Annotated in this window: 14 protein-coding genes; 13 read left to right on the forward strand and 1 reads right to left on the reverse strand. The window is 62.8% G+C overall.

The genetic code is table 11. The features are described from left to right. Positions 1-12 precede the first annotated feature (12 nt). Complete coding sequence (locus C5F70_RS27505; protein ID WP_104904357.1) at positions 13-987, reverse strand: alpha/beta hydrolase family protein; 975 nt, start codon at positions 985-987, stop codon at positions 13-15. A 77-nt stretch (positions 988-1,064) separates the two neighbouring features. Between C5F70_RS27505 and C5F70_RS27510 the strand changes: the two genes are divergently transcribed. The 13 genes from C5F70_RS27510 (at position 1,065) to trpC (ending at position 15,267) form a co-directional block, all read left to right on the forward strand. After that, the gene (locus tag C5F70_RS27510) at positions 1,065-3,059 is read left to right on the forward strand and encodes a histidine kinase (RefSeq protein WP_104904358.1); all 1,995 of its coding nucleotides are present in this window, start codon (positions 1,065-1,067) and stop codon (positions 3,057-3,059) included. A gap of 18 nt (positions 3,060-3,077) precedes the next feature. After that, on the forward strand, positions 3,078-3,707 hold the full coding sequence (locus C5F70_RS27515) for a response regulator transcription factor (RefSeq protein ID WP_017847801.1): 630 nt from the start codon (positions 3,078-3,080) through the stop codon (positions 3,705-3,707). A 225-nt stretch (positions 3,708-3,932) separates the two neighbouring features. Next, complete coding sequence (locus tag C5F70_RS27520) at positions 3,933-5,045, forward strand: ABC transporter ATP-binding protein (protein WP_017847800.1); 1,113 nt, start codon at positions 3,933-3,935, stop codon at positions 5,043-5,045. A gap of 44 nt (positions 5,046-5,089) precedes the next feature. After that, positions 5,090-6,130, forward strand: coding sequence for an ABC transporter substrate-binding protein (locus C5F70_RS27525; RefSeq protein ID WP_017847799.1), 1,041 nt, complete (start codon positions 5,090-5,092; stop codon positions 6,128-6,130). Between the two features lie 149 nt (positions 6,131-6,279). Further along, positions 6,280-7,527, forward strand: coding sequence for an ABC transporter permease (locus C5F70_RS27530; RefSeq protein WP_017847798.1), 1,248 nt, complete (start codon positions 6,280-6,282; stop codon positions 7,525-7,527). A 12-nt stretch (positions 7,528-7,539) separates the two neighbouring features. Further along, positions 7,540-8,364, forward strand: coding sequence for an ABC transporter permease (locus tag C5F70_RS27535; RefSeq protein ID WP_017847797.1), 825 nt, complete (start codon positions 7,540-7,542; stop codon positions 8,362-8,364). Positions 8,365-8,487: 123 nt separating this feature from the next. Further along, positions 8,488-9,636 (forward strand): iron-containing alcohol dehydrogenase, encoded by a 1,149-nt coding sequence (locus C5F70_RS27540; RefSeq protein WP_104904359.1) that lies wholly within the window; start codon positions 8,488-8,490, stop codon positions 9,634-9,636. An 84-nt stretch (positions 9,637-9,720) separates the two neighbouring features. Beyond that, positions 9,721-10,395: a ribulose-phosphate 3-epimerase gene (rpe, locus tag C5F70_RS27545; protein ID WP_017847795.1), complete on the forward strand. Its 675-nt coding sequence runs from the start codon at positions 9,721-9,723 to the stop codon at positions 10,393-10,395. Continuing rightward, positions 10,392-11,210, forward strand: a complete 819-nt coding sequence (locus C5F70_RS27550; RefSeq protein ID WP_017847794.1) for a phosphoglycolate phosphatase — start codon at positions 10,392-10,394, stop codon at positions 11,208-11,210. Before rpe ends, C5F70_RS27550 begins: the two co-directional genes overlap by 4 nt. A gap of 69 nt (positions 11,211-11,279) precedes the next feature. Further along, positions 11,280-12,761 carry an anthranilate synthase component I gene (trpE, locus tag C5F70_RS27555; RefSeq protein ID WP_046381870.1) on the forward strand — a complete coding sequence of 494 codons (1,482 nt, stop codon included), beginning with the start codon at positions 11,280-11,282 and terminating at the stop codon, positions 12,759-12,761. A 20-nt stretch (positions 12,762-12,781) separates the two neighbouring features. Then, positions 12,782-13,375 (forward strand): aminodeoxychorismate/anthranilate synthase component II, encoded by a 594-nt coding sequence (locus C5F70_RS27560; protein WP_017847792.1) that lies wholly within the window; start codon positions 12,782-12,784, stop codon positions 13,373-13,375. Between the two features lie 9 nt (positions 13,376-13,384). Continuing rightward, positions 13,385-14,434, forward strand: coding sequence for an anthranilate phosphoribosyltransferase (gene trpD, locus C5F70_RS27565; RefSeq protein WP_017847791.1), 1,050 nt, complete (start codon positions 13,385-13,387; stop codon positions 14,432-14,434). Further along, a complete protein-coding gene (gene trpC / locus C5F70_RS27570; protein WP_104904360.1) occupies positions 14,431-15,267 on the forward strand; it encodes an indole-3-glycerol phosphate synthase TrpC in 837 nt (278 codons plus the stop codon). The genes trpD and trpC overlap by 4 nt, the downstream gene beginning before the upstream one ends. The last annotated feature ends 135 nt before the right edge of the window (positions 15,268-15,402 follow it).

Consider the following 15,402-nt stretch of genomic DNA (forward strand, 5'->3'; position numbering starts at 1 on the left):
GGGTGCTGGCGCTCAGCTGTCTTTTGGCTCTGGGCTCAACCACCCGCGCACCCGCCGATACAACTGCTCCTGCTCGGCCGAACTGTTGCCGGGCAAGGTCTTGAGCGACACCTGCTTGTAGCCGCCATTCTTCAAGCGTTTGGCGGCTTGGGCGCGTTCCCGTGCGGTGTTCCGGTCCTGGGCGACGTCCTGGTAGAAGACATCTGCCGTGGGGACTTTCAAGCCCGGGGCGAGTTGTTGCAGGTCCGGTTGGCGACCCACGGGGGCCTTGCCCGCCACCATCACCAGCTTCTGCACCTGGCTCGGTTGTTTCTCGCTCAAGTACCGCGCGGCCCACCAGGCGCCGCTGCCATGGCCAAGCAGCACCACGCTGCGGGCGCCTTGGGTCTGGGCGAAAGCGACGGCGGCATCGATGCGCTCGAAGATACGCTTGGCATCGGTCTTGTCCTGTTCGTCCGCACCCGGCACCACGGCCGGGTCGGTGCCTTCGGCTTCCGCGCTGGCGGCTTGCTCGATCGGTTTGGCGGCGGTGCTGCCGTCTTTGCTGCTGGTGTCGACGGCCGCGTTGGGCGCTTCGATCACCCGTGGTGGCAAGGTGTCCAGGTTCACATCCGGCAGTGACAGACTGAGGGTGCCCCAGCCGGCATCCGGCAATTTACGCCGCAATGGTGCAATTGCTTGCGGCCAGTCAGCATTTTCACCCGCGCCAGGTACGATAATCACCACGCCTTCGGCTTCGGCGCTGTTGGCCGGTTTCCACAGGGCCAGGAATGAATCGCTGCCGGCCTGCAACTGTTGCTGTTCTTCGCGTGGGATCTGGCGTTCGAGGGCGCTGGCTTCTTCCCGGCTCCGCTCCGGCAGGGGCTGGCGTTCGAGCGGTTTTTCCGCAACCGGCGCAGGCGCGTCGGCGGCCTGGGCAGAAAAGACGGCGGTAAAGAGGAGTGACAGGCACAATGCTGGCAGTGCCGAACGGTTTCGATAGGGCATCGTTAATTCCCGGCCAGAAGTGATTCCAGCAGCCTAATGGGTTGGTCAGTATTTGTCAGTGATGTGAGACGTGGATCATGGGTTTTCGCTGTCTGCTGGTTATCGGCTGTATGTGCTTTGCCTTGATGGCGGGGGCCGCGCCCGTGCCTGTCGCTGCGCAAGCGCAGCTCTCTGTGCCGCAACGCGAATGGCTGGCGCAGCACCCGGAGTTGCGGGTGGGGCTGGTCTTGCAGGCGCCGTATGCGCAATACGACCGGCGCCTGCAGCGTTTGTCGGGGGCCAATGTCGAGTTGATGCAATGGCTGGCCAAGGCCCTGAACATCGAGCTGACGTGGCGCAATTTCCCCACTCAGGAGCAACTGGAAGCCGCCCTGCGTGACGGCGAGGTGGACATCGCCCCCGGCCTGCAGCAAACCCCGGCCGGTTTGCGCCTGTGGTTGTTCACCGACCCGTACATGCGCGTGCCCCAGCGTATCGTCGGTGTGCGTGAGGGCGGCGGTGCGGTGGATTTGGAAAAACTCGACGAACATTCCCGCGTCGCCGTGCGTATGCCCAGCGCCGTGGCCGATTACCTGCGCAGCACTTATCCCGGTCTCAACCTGCAAGGCGTGCCCATGGAGCGCCAGGCCTTGCAGTTGCTGGTCAGTCAGCAGGCGCGTTACGCCGTGGTGGATGAGGCGCAACTGAGCCGTTTGTCGGGCGAGCCTGAGTTCTCCGGGCTGGCGGTGGTCGGCGATATCGGCCTGCCGCAATTGCTGCGGGTGGCGACCCGCCGCGACTGGCCGGAACTGTCCGGCATCATGGAAAGCGCGTTGCGCGCCATCCCCGCCCGCGATCTGGACCAGTTGCACAACCGCTGGCTGCAACCCAAATACCCGCGTCTGTCCGAGTCTCCCGGCCTGTGGCAAAACCTCAGCCTGCTGTTGGGGTTGCTGCTGCTCGCCAGCCTGGCGGTGGTGTTCTGGCAGCGTCGCCAGCAACGAGTGCTGGAACACAAACTGCTCGCCGCTCGCGAAGAAAGCGCCGCACGCGCCGCCGGTGCCGAAGCGCTGCGCCTGACGCAGTTTTCCATCGATCAAAGTACCGTCGGCATCCTCTGGGTCAATTGGGACAGCCATGTGCGCTACGCCAACCTGGCAGCGGAAACCATGCTCGGTTATGGCCCTGGCGCGCTGATCGAGCGTCCGCTGGCTGATTTCGACCCGAGCCTGAGCATGGACCGTTGGCTGAACCTGTGGAAACGCGCGCGTGCCAGCGAAGAGGGCCCGCAGCATTTCGCCGCCGACTGCCTGCGCGCAGACGGCAGCATCCTGCCGGCCGAAGTGTCGTTGAGCTTTTTGCGGTTTGCCGAAGGCGAATACTTGGTGGTCTACCTCAATGACGTCACCGAGCGTCGCCGTTATGTGGCTGCGTTGCTGCAAAGCGAAGCGCAGTTGCGCGAACTGTCGGCGCACCTGGAAACCGTGCGTGAAGAAGAAAAGGCGCGCATCGCCCGCGAAGTACACGACGAACTCGGGCAAATGCTCACCGTACTCAAGCTGGAAACCTCCATGTGCGAGCTGGCCTATGCGCAACTGGACCCTGGCCTGAACGAGCGCTTGAACAGCATGAAACGCCTGATCGCCCAACTGTTTCAATTGGTGCGCGACGTGGCTACGGCGTTGCGCCCGCCAATTCTCGACGCCGGGATCGCCTCGGCCATCGAGTGGCAGGCGCGGCGCTTCGAAGCGCGCACGCAAATTCCCTGCCTGGTGCAAGTCCCGGATAACCTGCCGGCCTTGAGCGATGCCAAGGCCATCGGCCTGTTCCGTATCCTGCAGGAGGCGCTGACCAATGTGATGCGCCATGCCCAGGCGCATACTGTCGAGCTGACCTTGGCGGTGGAGGGCAAGCAACTGCGGCTGACCATCAGCGACGACGGCGTCGGTTTCATCGAGGCCAAGGGTCGCCCGGTGTCGTTCGGCCTGGTCGGCATGCGTGAGCGCGTGCTGATCATGGGCGGGCAGTTGAGCCTGGACAGCCAGCCGGGGGAGGGCACCACCCTGAGTGTGACGGTGCCATTGGATGCATAACAATAAGAGGAAACCCCTGTGATCCGTGTACTGGTAGCCGAAGACCACACCATCGTGCGTGAAGGCATCAAGCAATTGATCGGCCTGGCCAAAGACTTGCTGGTGGTGGGCGAGGCGGGCAATGGCGAGCAGTTGCTGGAGACCTTGCGCCATGTGCCTTGCGAGGTGGTGTTGCTGGATATCTCGATGCCTGGCGTCAACGGCCTGGAAGCCATCGCGCGGATTCGTGCGCTGAGCAATCCGCCGGCGATCCTGGTGCTGTCGATGCACGATGAAGCGCAGATGGCCGCGCGGGCCTTGAAGGTAGGCGCGGCCGGTTATGCCACCAAGGACAGCGACCCGGCCCTGCTCTTGATGGCGATTCGCAAGGTCGCGGCCGGCGGGCGCTATATCGACCCGGACCTGGCCGATCGCATGGTCTTCGAGGTCGGCCTGACCGATTCGCGGCCTTTGCATTCGCTGCTGTCGGAACGCGAGTTCTCGGTGTTCGAACGCCTGGCCCAGGGCGCCAACGTCAACGACATCGCTCAGCAACTGGCGTTGAGCAGCAAGACCATCAGCACCCATAAGGCACGCCTGATGCAAAAGCTCAATATCACCTCCCTGGCCGAACTGGTGAAGTACGCCATGGAGCACAAGCTGCTCTGACGACATGCCTGTTTGCGACCTCCTTCAGAGCGCCATTTGCCCGTTCTCGGCGCTTGCAGGCTGGCGCTCATAGCGGCGCTGTTCTATCCCCGCCATCGCTGTAGGGCGTTCCCTACCCCCAACCTTCCATCCGGCTGATGTGATTCTCTCCTGGCCCCCGATTTCCGGGGCCCCGCCCCTGGACTACGCTTGTGCCACAGCAGTCCAAAATACAAAGGTGCGGGTATGAGCGAGGCGGATTCAAATGATGTGCTGGTCAGCTTTCGTGGCGTGCAGAAGAGCTACGACGGCGAGAACCTGATCGTCAAAGACCTCAACCTGGAGATTCGCAAGGGCGAGTTCCTCACCCTGCTAGGGCCGTCGGGTTCGGGTAAGACCACCAGCCTGATGATGCTGGCCGGCTTCGAAACGCCGACTGCCGGCGAAATCCAGCTGGCCGGACGCGCCATCAACAACGTGCCGCCGCACAAGCGCGATATCGGCATGGTGTTCCAGAACTACGCGTTGTTCCCGCACATGACCGTGGCCGAGAACCTGGCGTTTCCCCTGTCGGTGCGAGGGTTGAGCAAGACCGATATCAGCGAGCGGGTCAAGCGCGTGCTGAGCATGGTCCAGCTCGACGCCTTCGCCCAACGCTACCCGGCGCAACTCTCCGGCGGCCAGCAACAGCGTGTGGCGTTGGCCCGGGCGCTGGTGTTCGAACCGCAGCTGGTGCTGATGGACGAACCCCTCGGCGCCCTCGACAAGCAATTGCGCGAACACATGCAGATGGAGATCAAGCACCTGCACCAACGCCTCGGCGTGACCGTGGTGTATGTGACCCACGACCAGGGCGAAGCCTTGACCATGTCCGACCGGGTGGCCGTGTTCCACCAGGGCGAGATCCAGCAGATCGCGGCGCCGCGTACCCTGTACGAAGAGCCGAAAAATACCTTCGTCGCCAACTTCATCGGCGAAAACAACCGCCTCAACGGTCGCCTGCACAGCCACACCGGCGACCGCTGCGTGGTGGAACTGGCGCGGGGCGAGAAAGTCGAGGCGCTGGCGGTGAACGTCGGCCAGGTCGGCGGCCCGGTGACCTTGTCGGTGCGGCCTGAGCGCGTCAGCCTCAATGGCTCCAGCGAACGTTGCGTGAACCGCTTCTCTGGGCGAGTAGCGGAATTTGTCTACCTGGGCGACCACGTGCGCGTGCGCCTGGAAGTCTGCGGCATGACCGATTTTTTTGTGAAACAACCGATCGCCGAGCTGGACCCGGCACTGGCGGTCGGCGACGTGGTACCGATTGGCTGGCAAGTCGAGCACGTTCGCGCACTCGACCCACTTCTAGAGGCGAAATAATCGCCCCCATGGCTTCACCAACCCTGCACGTGGAGAGAACAACAATGTTGAGATCCCTTAAGTATTCCGCACTGGCGATCGGCTTGATCGGCGCGACCCAGGCCATGGCTGGCCCGGATCTGACGGTCGTGTCCTTTGGTGGCGCGAACAAGGCCGCACAGGTCAAGGCTTTCTATGCACCGTGGGAAAGTGCAGGCAACGGCAAAATCATCGCCGGCGAGTACAACGGTGAGATGGCCAAGATCAAGGCCATGGTCGACACCAAGAGCGTGTCCTGGGACCTGGTAGAAGTGGAATCGCCGGAACTGTCCCGTGGTTGCGACGAAGACATGTTCGAGCCGCTGGACCCGAAACTGTTCGGCAACACCGCTGACTACGTCAAAGGCGCGATCCAGCCGTGCGGCGTGGGCTTCTTCGTGTGGTCGACCGTACTCGCCTACAACGCTGACAAGCTGAGCAGCGCGCCGACCAGTTGGGCGGATTTCTGGGACACCAAGAAATTCCCTGGCAAGCGCGGCCTGCGCAAGGGTGCCAAATACACCCTCGAATTCGCGTTGATGGCTGACGGCGTGGCGCCGAAGGATGTGTACAAAGTGCTGGCTGGCAAAGACGGCCAGGACCGTGCGTTCAAAAAGCTCGACGAACTCAAGCCGTCGATCCAGTGGTGGGAAGCCGGCGCGCAACCGCCGCAGTACCTCGCCTCGGGTGACGTAGTGATGAGCTCGGCCTACAACGGTCGCATCGCTGCCGTACAGAAAGAGAGCAACCTGAAAGTGGTCTGGAACGGTGGCATCTACGACTTCGACGCGTGGGCTATTCCAAAAGGCCTGGCCAAGGATCGCGCAGAAGCGGCGAAGAAGTTCATCGCCTTCTCGGTGCAGCCGCAGCAGCAGAAGATCTACTCGGAAAACATCGCTTACGGCCCGGCCAACACCCAAGCCGTACCGTTGCTGGCCAAGGACGTGCTCAAAGACATGCCGACCACGCCTGAGAACATCGCCAACCAGGTGCAGATCGATGTGAGCTTCTGGGCGGATAACGGTGAGCAACTCGAGCAGCGCTTCAATTCCTGGGCTGCCAAGTAACTCCATGTGGGAGGGGGCTTGCCCCCGATAGCGAAGTGTCAGTCAGAACATCTATCAACTGATACACCGCCATCGGGAGCAAACCCCCTCCCACAGGGGATCTGCTGCGTTTGGCAGAGTGCATTCATTTTCAAGTTTCGGAGTTAGCCATGGCCATCGCCGTTCCCTCGACCGAGGTCAACAGCCCCACCCTCAAGCAGCGCCTGGCGCGTGCTGAGCGGCTTAATCGCTGGAAGGCCCAGGCCTTGATTGCGCCGCTGGTGCTGTTTTTGCTGCTGGTGTTCCTGGTGCCGATCGTTGCGCTGTTGTACAAAAGTGTCGGCAACCCGGAAGTCGTGGGCGGCCTGCCGCGCACGGTGGTGGCGGTGAAGACCTGGGACGGTCGCGGCTTGCCTGGCGAGCCGGTGTACCAGGCGCTCAGCGAAGACCTTGGCGAAGCGCGCAAGAACCAGACCCTCGGCGATCTGTCGAAACGCTTGAACATGGAACTGGCCGGCTATCGCAGCCTGCTGACCAAAACCGCGCGGGCGCTGCCGTTTACCGAAGCGCCAGCCTCTTATAAAGAAGCGTTGGAAACCCTCGACGAACGCTGGGGCGACCCGGCGTACTGGCAGGCGATCCGGCGCAATACCAGCAGCCTGACGCCGTACTACCTGCTGGCGGCCGTCGATCACCGCATCGACGACCTCGGCGAAGTGGCCCCGGCCACGCCGGACCAGGCGATCTACCTGGACATCTTCGCCCGCACCTTCTGGATGGGCCTGGTGATCACCTTTCTCTGCCTGCTGCTGGCCTATCCGCTGGCCTACCTGCTGGCCAACCTGCCGGCACGGCAAAGCAACCTGCTGATGATTCTGGTGCTGCTGCCGTTCTGGACCTCGATCCTGGTGCGCGTGGCGGCGTGGATCGTGCTGCTGCAGTCCGGTGGCCTGATCAACAGCGCGCTGATGGGCATGGGCCTGATCGATAAGCCGCTGGAGCTGGTGTTCAACCGCACCGGGGTCTACATCTCCATGGTGCATATCCTGCTGCCGTTCATGATTCTGCCGATCTACAGCGTGATGAAAGGCATCTCGCCGACCTACATGCGCGCCGCGATTTCCCTGGGCTGTCACCCATTCGCCAGCTTCTGGCGCGTGTACTTCCCGCAAACCTACGCCGGTGTGGGCGCAGGCTGCCTGCTGGTGTTCATCCTGGCGATTGGTTACTACATCACCCCGGCCTTGCTGGGCAGCCCGAACGACCAGATGGTCAGCTACTTCGTGGCCTTCTACACCAACACCAGCATCAACTGGGGCATGGCGACCGCGTTGGGCGGCTTGCTGCTGCTGGCCACCGTGCTGCTGTACCTGATCTACAACCGGCTGGTGGGCGCCAGCCGCCTGCGCCTGAGCTAAGGAGACCTTGCGATGCTGAGCCCTTATATGTCGCCCGTGGAGCGGGTGTGGTTCTACAGCTTGCGGATCCTCTGCGGCTTGATCCTGCTGTTCCTGATTCTGCCTGTGCTGGTGATCATCCCGCTGTCGTTCAACAGCGGCAGCTTCCTGGTGTACCCGCTGCAAGGCTTCTCGCTGCACTGGTATCAGGACTTTTTCGCCTCGGCCGAATGGATGCGGGCGCTGAAGAACAGCGTCATCGTCGCCCCGGCGGCCACCGTGCTGGCCATGGTGTTCGGCACGTTGGCGGCGATCGGCCTGACCCGTGGGCATTTCCCCGGCAAGGCGCTGGTGATGGCCCTGGTGATTTCTCCGATGGTGGTGCCGGTGGTGATCATCGGCGTGGCCAGTTACCTGTTCTTCGCGCCGCTGGGGCTGGGTAACAGTTTCTTTTCGCTGATCGTGGTCCACGCCGTGTTGGGCGTGCCGTTTGTGATCATCACGGTGTCCGCGACCTTGCAGGGTTTCAACCATAACCTGGTGCGGGCAGCGGCCAGCCTGGGGGCATCGCCGTTGACCGCGTTTCGCCGGGTGACCTTGCCGCTGATCGCGCCGGGGGTGATTTCCGGGGCGCTGTTCGCGTTTGCCACCTCGTTCGACGAAGTGGTGGTGACGCTGTTCCTCGCCGGCCCCGAGCAAGCGACCCTGCCGCGCCAGATGTTCAGCGGTATCCGCGAAAACCTCAGCCCGACGATTGCCGCCGCGGCGACCTTGCTGATTGCCTTCTCGGTGTTGCTGCTGCTGACCCTGGAATGGCTGCGCGGCCGAAGCGAGAAGTTGCGCACCGCCCAGGTCTAAATGTGGGAGGGGGCAAGCCCCCTCCCACAATCGGTTCTGTGACCATTCAGCTGTTGAATGGAAGACAACCGATCTCCGTCAGCTACTCTTGTGCCAGCCCACAATCGACAAGAGGCCGCGCACATGAGTACTTCCTCATTCAAGATCGCCCACAAACTGTTGACTGGCGCCGGCGCCATCGAGCAATTGGCCGCAGAGTTGACGCGGCTGGATGTCGACAACCCGCTGATCGTCACCGATGCCGCGCTGGTTAGGTCCGGCACCGTGGCGCTGGCGCTGGCGCATTTGGGCGAGCGCTCCTACGAGATCTTCGACCGGGTGCTGCCCGACCCGGAAATCGCCATTGTCGAAGATTGCATGCGCGCCTACCGCGAAGGCGGGCATGACGGCCTGATCGGCCTGGGCGGCGGCAGTGCGATCGATATCGCCAAGAGCGTGGCGGCCTATGCCGGATACCACGGCGCGCTGGCGGACCTGTTCGGTGTCGATCAGGTGCCGCGCAAGGGTCCGCCGCTGATTGCCATTCCCACGACGGCCGGCACCGGCTCGGAAGTGACCAACGTCGCGATCCTCTCCGACAAGGCCGCGCAACTGAAAAAGGGCATCGTCAGTGACTTCCTGCTGCCGGACGTCGCACTCATCAGCCCGCAGATGACCCTGACCTGCCCGCGCAGCGTCACCGCCGCCAGTGGCGTGGATGCGCTGGTGCATGCCATTGAGTCCTACCTGTCGCTGAACGCCTCGCCGATTACCGATGCCTTGGCCATCGGCGCGATCAAGCTGATTGCCAAGGCGTTGCCCAAGGCTTACGCCAACCCGGCCAACCTGCAGGCCCGCGACGACATGGCCACCGCCAGCCTGATGGCCGGGATGGCGTTCGGTAACGCCGGGGTCGGCGCGGTGCATGCGTTGGCGTATCCGCTGGGCGGGCGCTTCAATATCGCCCATGGCGTGAGCAATGCGCTGTTGCTGCCGTATGTCATGCACTGGAACAAGCTGGCGTGTGTCGAACGCATGCAGGACATTGCCCAGGCCATGGGCGTGAATGTCACCGGCCTGAGCGTCAATGAAGCCGCCGACCAGGCGGTCGAGGCGATGACGCGACTGTGCGCCGCGGTGGAGATCCCGTCGGGCCTGCGCAGCTTCGGTATCCCCGAAGACGCCCTCGCGGCCATGGCCGTGGAAGCGGCGGGTATCGAGCGCCTGATGTGCAACAATCCGCGCCAACTCAGCGCCGCCGATATCGAGAAAATCTATCGGGCGGCGTACTAGCCGTTGAGTTAGGTCACGGTGCGCTGGGCAAAGCATGAGGTATACAATGCGCGCCATTGTGATTTAGCTCAAAAAAGGTGCGTCATGCAGCCCTTCGTTATCGCTCCATCGATTCTCTCCGCCGACTTCGCCCGTCTGGGTGAGGAAGTGGACAACGTGTTGGCCGCCGGTGCCGACTTCGTCCACTTCGATGTCATGGACAACCACTACGTCCCCAACCTGACCATCGGCCCGATGGTTTGCGCGGCGTTGCGCAAGTACGGTGTCACCGCGCCGATCGACGCGCACCTGATGGTCAGCCCGGTAGACCGCATCGTCGGGGACTTCATTGAAGCGGGCGCGACTTACATCACCTTCCACCCGGAAGCCTCGCTGCACGTCGACCGCACCCTGCAACTGATCCGCGAAGGCGGCTGCAAGGCGGGCCTGGTGTTCAACCCGGCCACCCCGCTGGACGTGCTCAAGTACGTGATGGACAAAGTCGACATGGTGCTGCTGATGAGCGTCAACCCAGGTTTCGGCGGGCAGAAGTTCATCCCCGGCACCCTCGACAAGCTGCGCGAAGCCCGTGCGCTGATCGATGCCTCGGGGCGTGAGATCCGCCTGGAAATCGACGGTGGGGTCAACGTCAACAACATCCGCGAAATCGCTGCCGCCGGCGCCGACACCTTTGTCGCCGGCTCGGCGATCTTCAATGCGCCGGACTACCAGGACGTCATCGCCAAGATGCGTGCGGAACTGGCGCTGGCGCGCCCATGAGCGGCTTCGAGCGGCTGTTCCCCGGCAAACTGCCACGGCTGGTGATGTTCGATCTGGACGGTACGTTGATCGACTCGGTGCCGGACCTGGCGGCGGCGGTGGACGAGATGCTGCTCAAGCTGGGGCGCAAGCCGGTCGGTATCGAGTCGGTGCGCAAATGGGTCGGCAACGGCGCGCAGGTGCTGGTGCGCCGGGCGCTGGCTAACCGCATCGAGGCCGAGGGGGTCGATGATGTCGAGGCCGAACACGCCCTGGAATTGTTCAACCTCGCCTATGAAGACCACCACGAACTGACAGTGGTGTACCCCGGCGTGCGCGACACCCTCAAATGGCTGAGCAAGCAGGGCGTGGAAATGGCCCTGATCACCAACAAGCCGGAGCGCTTCGTCGCTCCGTTGCTGGACCAGATGAAAATCGGCCGTTATTTCCGCTGGATCATCGGTGGCGATACCTTGCCGCAGAAGAAACCCGACCCGGCGGCGCTGTTTTTCGTGATGAAAATGGCCAATATCCCGGCGTCCCAGTCGTTGTTTGTCGGTGATTCGCGCAGCGATGTGCTGGCGGCCAAGGCGGCGGGCGTGCAGTGCGTGGCCTTGAGTTACGGCTATAACCACGGTCGGCCGATCGCCGAAGAGTCGCCCGCGCTGGTAATTGATGACCTGCGCCGACTAATCCCCGGTTGCTTGGGAGCGGGCGCTGAGATAACGTTGGCCGACACCGATCCGTCCCCTTCTGGAAATACCATCGTGGTAGTCACTCGCAAACTCTGGATGAAAGTCATCAAGGCCCTGGCCCGCTGGCGTTGGCGCGCCTGACTGAATCCTGGCCGCGCTGCGGCACGTTTGCACACCTGACCGTTAGACCCTCATGCCACGAGGCACCTCATGATCCGCGAAGAATTCCTGCGCTTGGCCGCTGCCGGCTACAACCGTATCCCCCTGGCCTGCGAAACCCTGGCCGACTTCGACACGCCGCTGTCGATCTACCTGAAGCTGGCCGACGCGCCCAACTCCTACCTGCTCGAATCGGTACAGGGCGGCGAGAAGTGGGGCCGTTACTCGATCATCGGCCTGCCGTGCCGCACCGTCATGCGCGTGTACGACCATCACGTCAGCATCACCCATGACGGCGTCGAGATCGAAAGCCATGACGTCGAAGACCCGCTGGCCTTCGTCGAAACCTTCAAGGCGCGCTACAACGTGCCGACCATCCCTGGGCTGCCGCGTTTCAACGGCGGCCTGGTCGGGTATTTCGGCTACGACTGCGTGCGTTATGTGGAAAAACGCCTGGGTAAATGCCCGAACCCCGATCCATTGGGCGTTCCGGACATTCTGCTGATGGTCTCCGACGCCGTGGTGGTGTTCGACAACCTCGCCGGCAAGATGCATGCAATCGTGCTGGCCGACCCCGCACAGAGCGATGCGTTCGAGCAAGGCCTGGCCAGCCTCGAAGCCCTGCTGGAAAAACTGCGCCAGCCGATCACCCCGCGTCGCGGCCTGGATTTGCGCCGTCCGCCGGCGGCCGACCCGGTGTTCCGCTCCAGCTTTACCCAGGATGACTACGAGCGGGCGGTCGATACCATCAAGGAATACATCCTCGCCGGCGACTGCATGCAGGTGGTGCCGTCGCAACGCATGTCCATCGACTTCAAGGCCGCGCCGATCGACCTGTACCGCGCGCTGCGTTGCTTCAACCCGACGCCGTACATGTACTTCTTCAACTTCGGCGACTTCCACGTCGTCGGCAGTTCGCCGGAAGTGCTGGTGCGCGTCGAAGACAACCTGATCACCGTGCGCCCGATCGCCGGTACCCGCCCGCGTGGCGCGACCGAGGAAGCGGACCTGGCGCTCGAAGAAGAGCTGCTCAGCGACGACAAGGAAATCGCCGAGCACCTCATGCTGATCGACCTGGGCCGCAATGACACCGGGCGCGTCTCGGAAATCGGCTCGGTGAAGTTGACGGAGAAGATGGTCATCGAGCGCTACTCCAACGTGATGCACATCGTCTCCAACGTCACTGGCGAATTGAAGGCCGGCCTGACCGCGATGGACGCGCTGCGGGCGATTCTGCCGGCGGGCACCTTGTCGGGCGCGCCGAAGATTCGCGCGATGGAGATCATCGACGAGCTCGAGCCGGTCAAGCGCGGTGTCTACGGCGGCGCCGTGGGGTATTTCGCCTGGAACGGCAACATGGACACCGCCATTGCGATTCGCACGGCGGTGATCAAGGACGGGGAACTGCATGTGCAGGCCGGTGGCGGGATCGTCGCCGACTCGGTGCCGGCCCTCGAATGGGAAGAAACCCTGAACAAGCGCCGCGCCATGTTCCGTGCAGTGGCGTTGGCTGAACAGACCCCCCAGGGCTAAGAATTCTTGAGGTTTCCCCCATGTTGCTGATGATTGATAACTACGACTCCTTTACCTACAACGTTGTGCAGTACCTGGGCGAACTCGGTGCCGAGGTCAAGGTGGTGCGCAACGACGAACTGACCGTCGCCGAAATCGCCGCCCTGAACCCGGAGCGCATTGTGGTTTCGCCGGGGCCCTGCACGCCGACCGAGGCGGGCATCTCCCTGGAGGCCATCAAATACTTCGCCGGCAAGCTGCCGATCCTCGGCGTGTGCCTGGGCCACCAGTCCATTGGCCAGGCGTTTGGCGGTGAGGTGGTGCGGGCGCGCCAAGTGATGCACGGCAAGACCAGCCCGGTCTTCCATAACAACCTCGGTGTGTTCGAAGGCCTCAACCTGCCGGTCACCGTGACGCGCTACCATTCGCTGGTGGTCAAGCGCGAAACCCTGCCCGACTGCCTGGAATTGACCGCCTGGACCCAGCTGGAAGACGGCTCGGTCGACGAGATCATGGGCTTGCGCCACAAGACACTGAACATCGAAGGGGTGCAGTTTCACCCCGAGTCGATCCTGACCGAGCAGGGCTACGAGCTGTTCGCCAACTTTCTCAAGCAGAGCGGCGGCACGCGCTAAGGACTTTTCATGGATATCAAGACTGCCCTGAGCCGTATCGTCGGCCATCTGGACCTGAGCACCGCGGAAATGAGCGATGTGATGCGTGAGATCATGACCGGTCAATGCACCGACGCGCAGATCGGCGCGTTCATGATGGCGATGCGTATGAAGAGCGAGAGCATCGACGAAATCGTCGGCGCCGTGTCGGTGATGCGCGAGCTGGCAGACAAGGTCGAGCTCAAGACCCTCGACGGCGTGGTCGATGTGGTCGGCACCGGCGGCGACGGTGCGAATATTTTCAACGTGTCCACGGCGGCTTCCTTCGTGGTCGCGGCAGCGGGTTGCACCGTGGCCAAGCACGGCAACCGAGCGGTGTCCGGCAAAAGCGGCAGCGCGGATCTGCTCGAAGCGGCCGGGATCTACCTGAACCTGACCCCCGTACAAGTGGCGCGCTGCATCGACAACGTGGGCATCGGCTTCATGTTTGCGCAGTCCCACCACGGCGCGATGAAACACGCCGCCGGCCCGCGCAAGGATCTCGGCCTGCGTACCCTGTTCAACATGCTCGGCCCGCTTACGAATCCGGCCGGTGTGAAGCATCAGGTAGTCGGCGTGTTCAGCCAGGCATTGTGCCGGCCGTTGGCCGAAGTGTTGCAGCGCCTGGGCAGCAAGCATGTGCTGGTGGTGCATTCCAAAGACGGCCTGGACGAATTCAGCCTGGCGGCGCCGACCTTTGTGGCGGAGCTGAAGAATGATCAGATCACCGAATATTGGGTCGAGCCCGAAGACCTCGGCATGAAGAGCCAGAGCCTGCATGGCCTGGCAGTGGAAAGCCCGGCCGATTCCCTGGCGCTGATTCAGGACGCCTTGGGGCGTCGCAAGACCGAAAACGGCCAGAAAGCCGCCGAAATGATTGTGCTCAATGCCGGTGCCGCGCTTTATGCCGCCGATCACGCCTATAGTCTTAACGAAGGCGTGGCCCTCGCGCATGATGCATTGCACACCGGCCTTGCCCGCGAGAAGCTCGAAGAACTGGGGGCCTTTACTGCGGTGTTCAAGATGGAGAATGAAGGATGAGTGTGCCGACCGTTCTGGAAAAGATCCTGGCCCGCAAAGCCGAAGAAGTCGCGGAACGCCGTGCCCGCGTGAGCCTGGCCGAGCTGGAAAGCCAGGCAAAAATCGCCGATGCGCCGCGTGGCTTCGCCAAGGCCTTGATCGCCCAGGCCAAACTCAAGCAGCCGGCTGTCATCGCTGAAATCAAGAAGGCCTCGCCAAGCAAAGGCGTGATCCGCGAAAACTTCGTACCGGCCGACATCGCCGCCAGCTATGAGAGAGGCGGGGCGACGTGCCTCTCCGTGCTGACTGATGTCGATTTCTTCCAGGGTTCCGACCTGTTCCTGCAACAGGCCCGCGCCGCGTGCAAGTTGCCGGTGATCCGCAAGGACTTCATGATCGATCCATACCAGATCGTTGAAGCCCGTGCCCTGGGCGCCGACTGTGTGCTGCTGATCGTCTCCGCGCTGGATGACGTGAAGATGGCCGAGCTGGCGGCCGTGGCCAAAAGCGTCGGCCTCGATGTGCTGGTGGAAGTCCACGACGGCGATGAGCTGGACCGTGCGCTGAAAACCCTCGACACACCGCTGGTGGGGGTCAACAACCGCAACCTGCACACCTTCGAAGTCAGCCTGGAAAACACCCTCGACCTGCTGCCGCGTATCCCGCGCGACCGCCTGGTGATTACCGAAAGCGGCATTGTTAACCGCGCCGACGTGGAACTGATGGAAATCAGCGACGTGTATTCGTTCCTGGTGGGCGAGACCTTCATGCGCGCCGAGAACCCGGGCGCCGAACTGCAACGCCTGTTCTTCCCGGAGCGTGGTGTGGCAGTCAGCGGTTCGACCCTGGATTGATCAAACCGCGGTCAGTTTTTGAAGTGCGGTCAACATGTGGGAGGGGGCTTGCCCCCGATAGCGGAGTGTCAGTCAGATACATTTATCAACTGATACACCGCCATCGGGGGCAAGCCCCCTCCCACATTGGGTTTT

The sequence above is a fragment of the Pseudomonas sp. LH1G9 genome (genome assembly GCF_002949975.1).
Taxonomy (GTDB): domain Bacteria; phylum Pseudomonadota; class Gammaproteobacteria; order Pseudomonadales; family Pseudomonadaceae; genus Aquipseudomonas; species Aquipseudomonas veronii.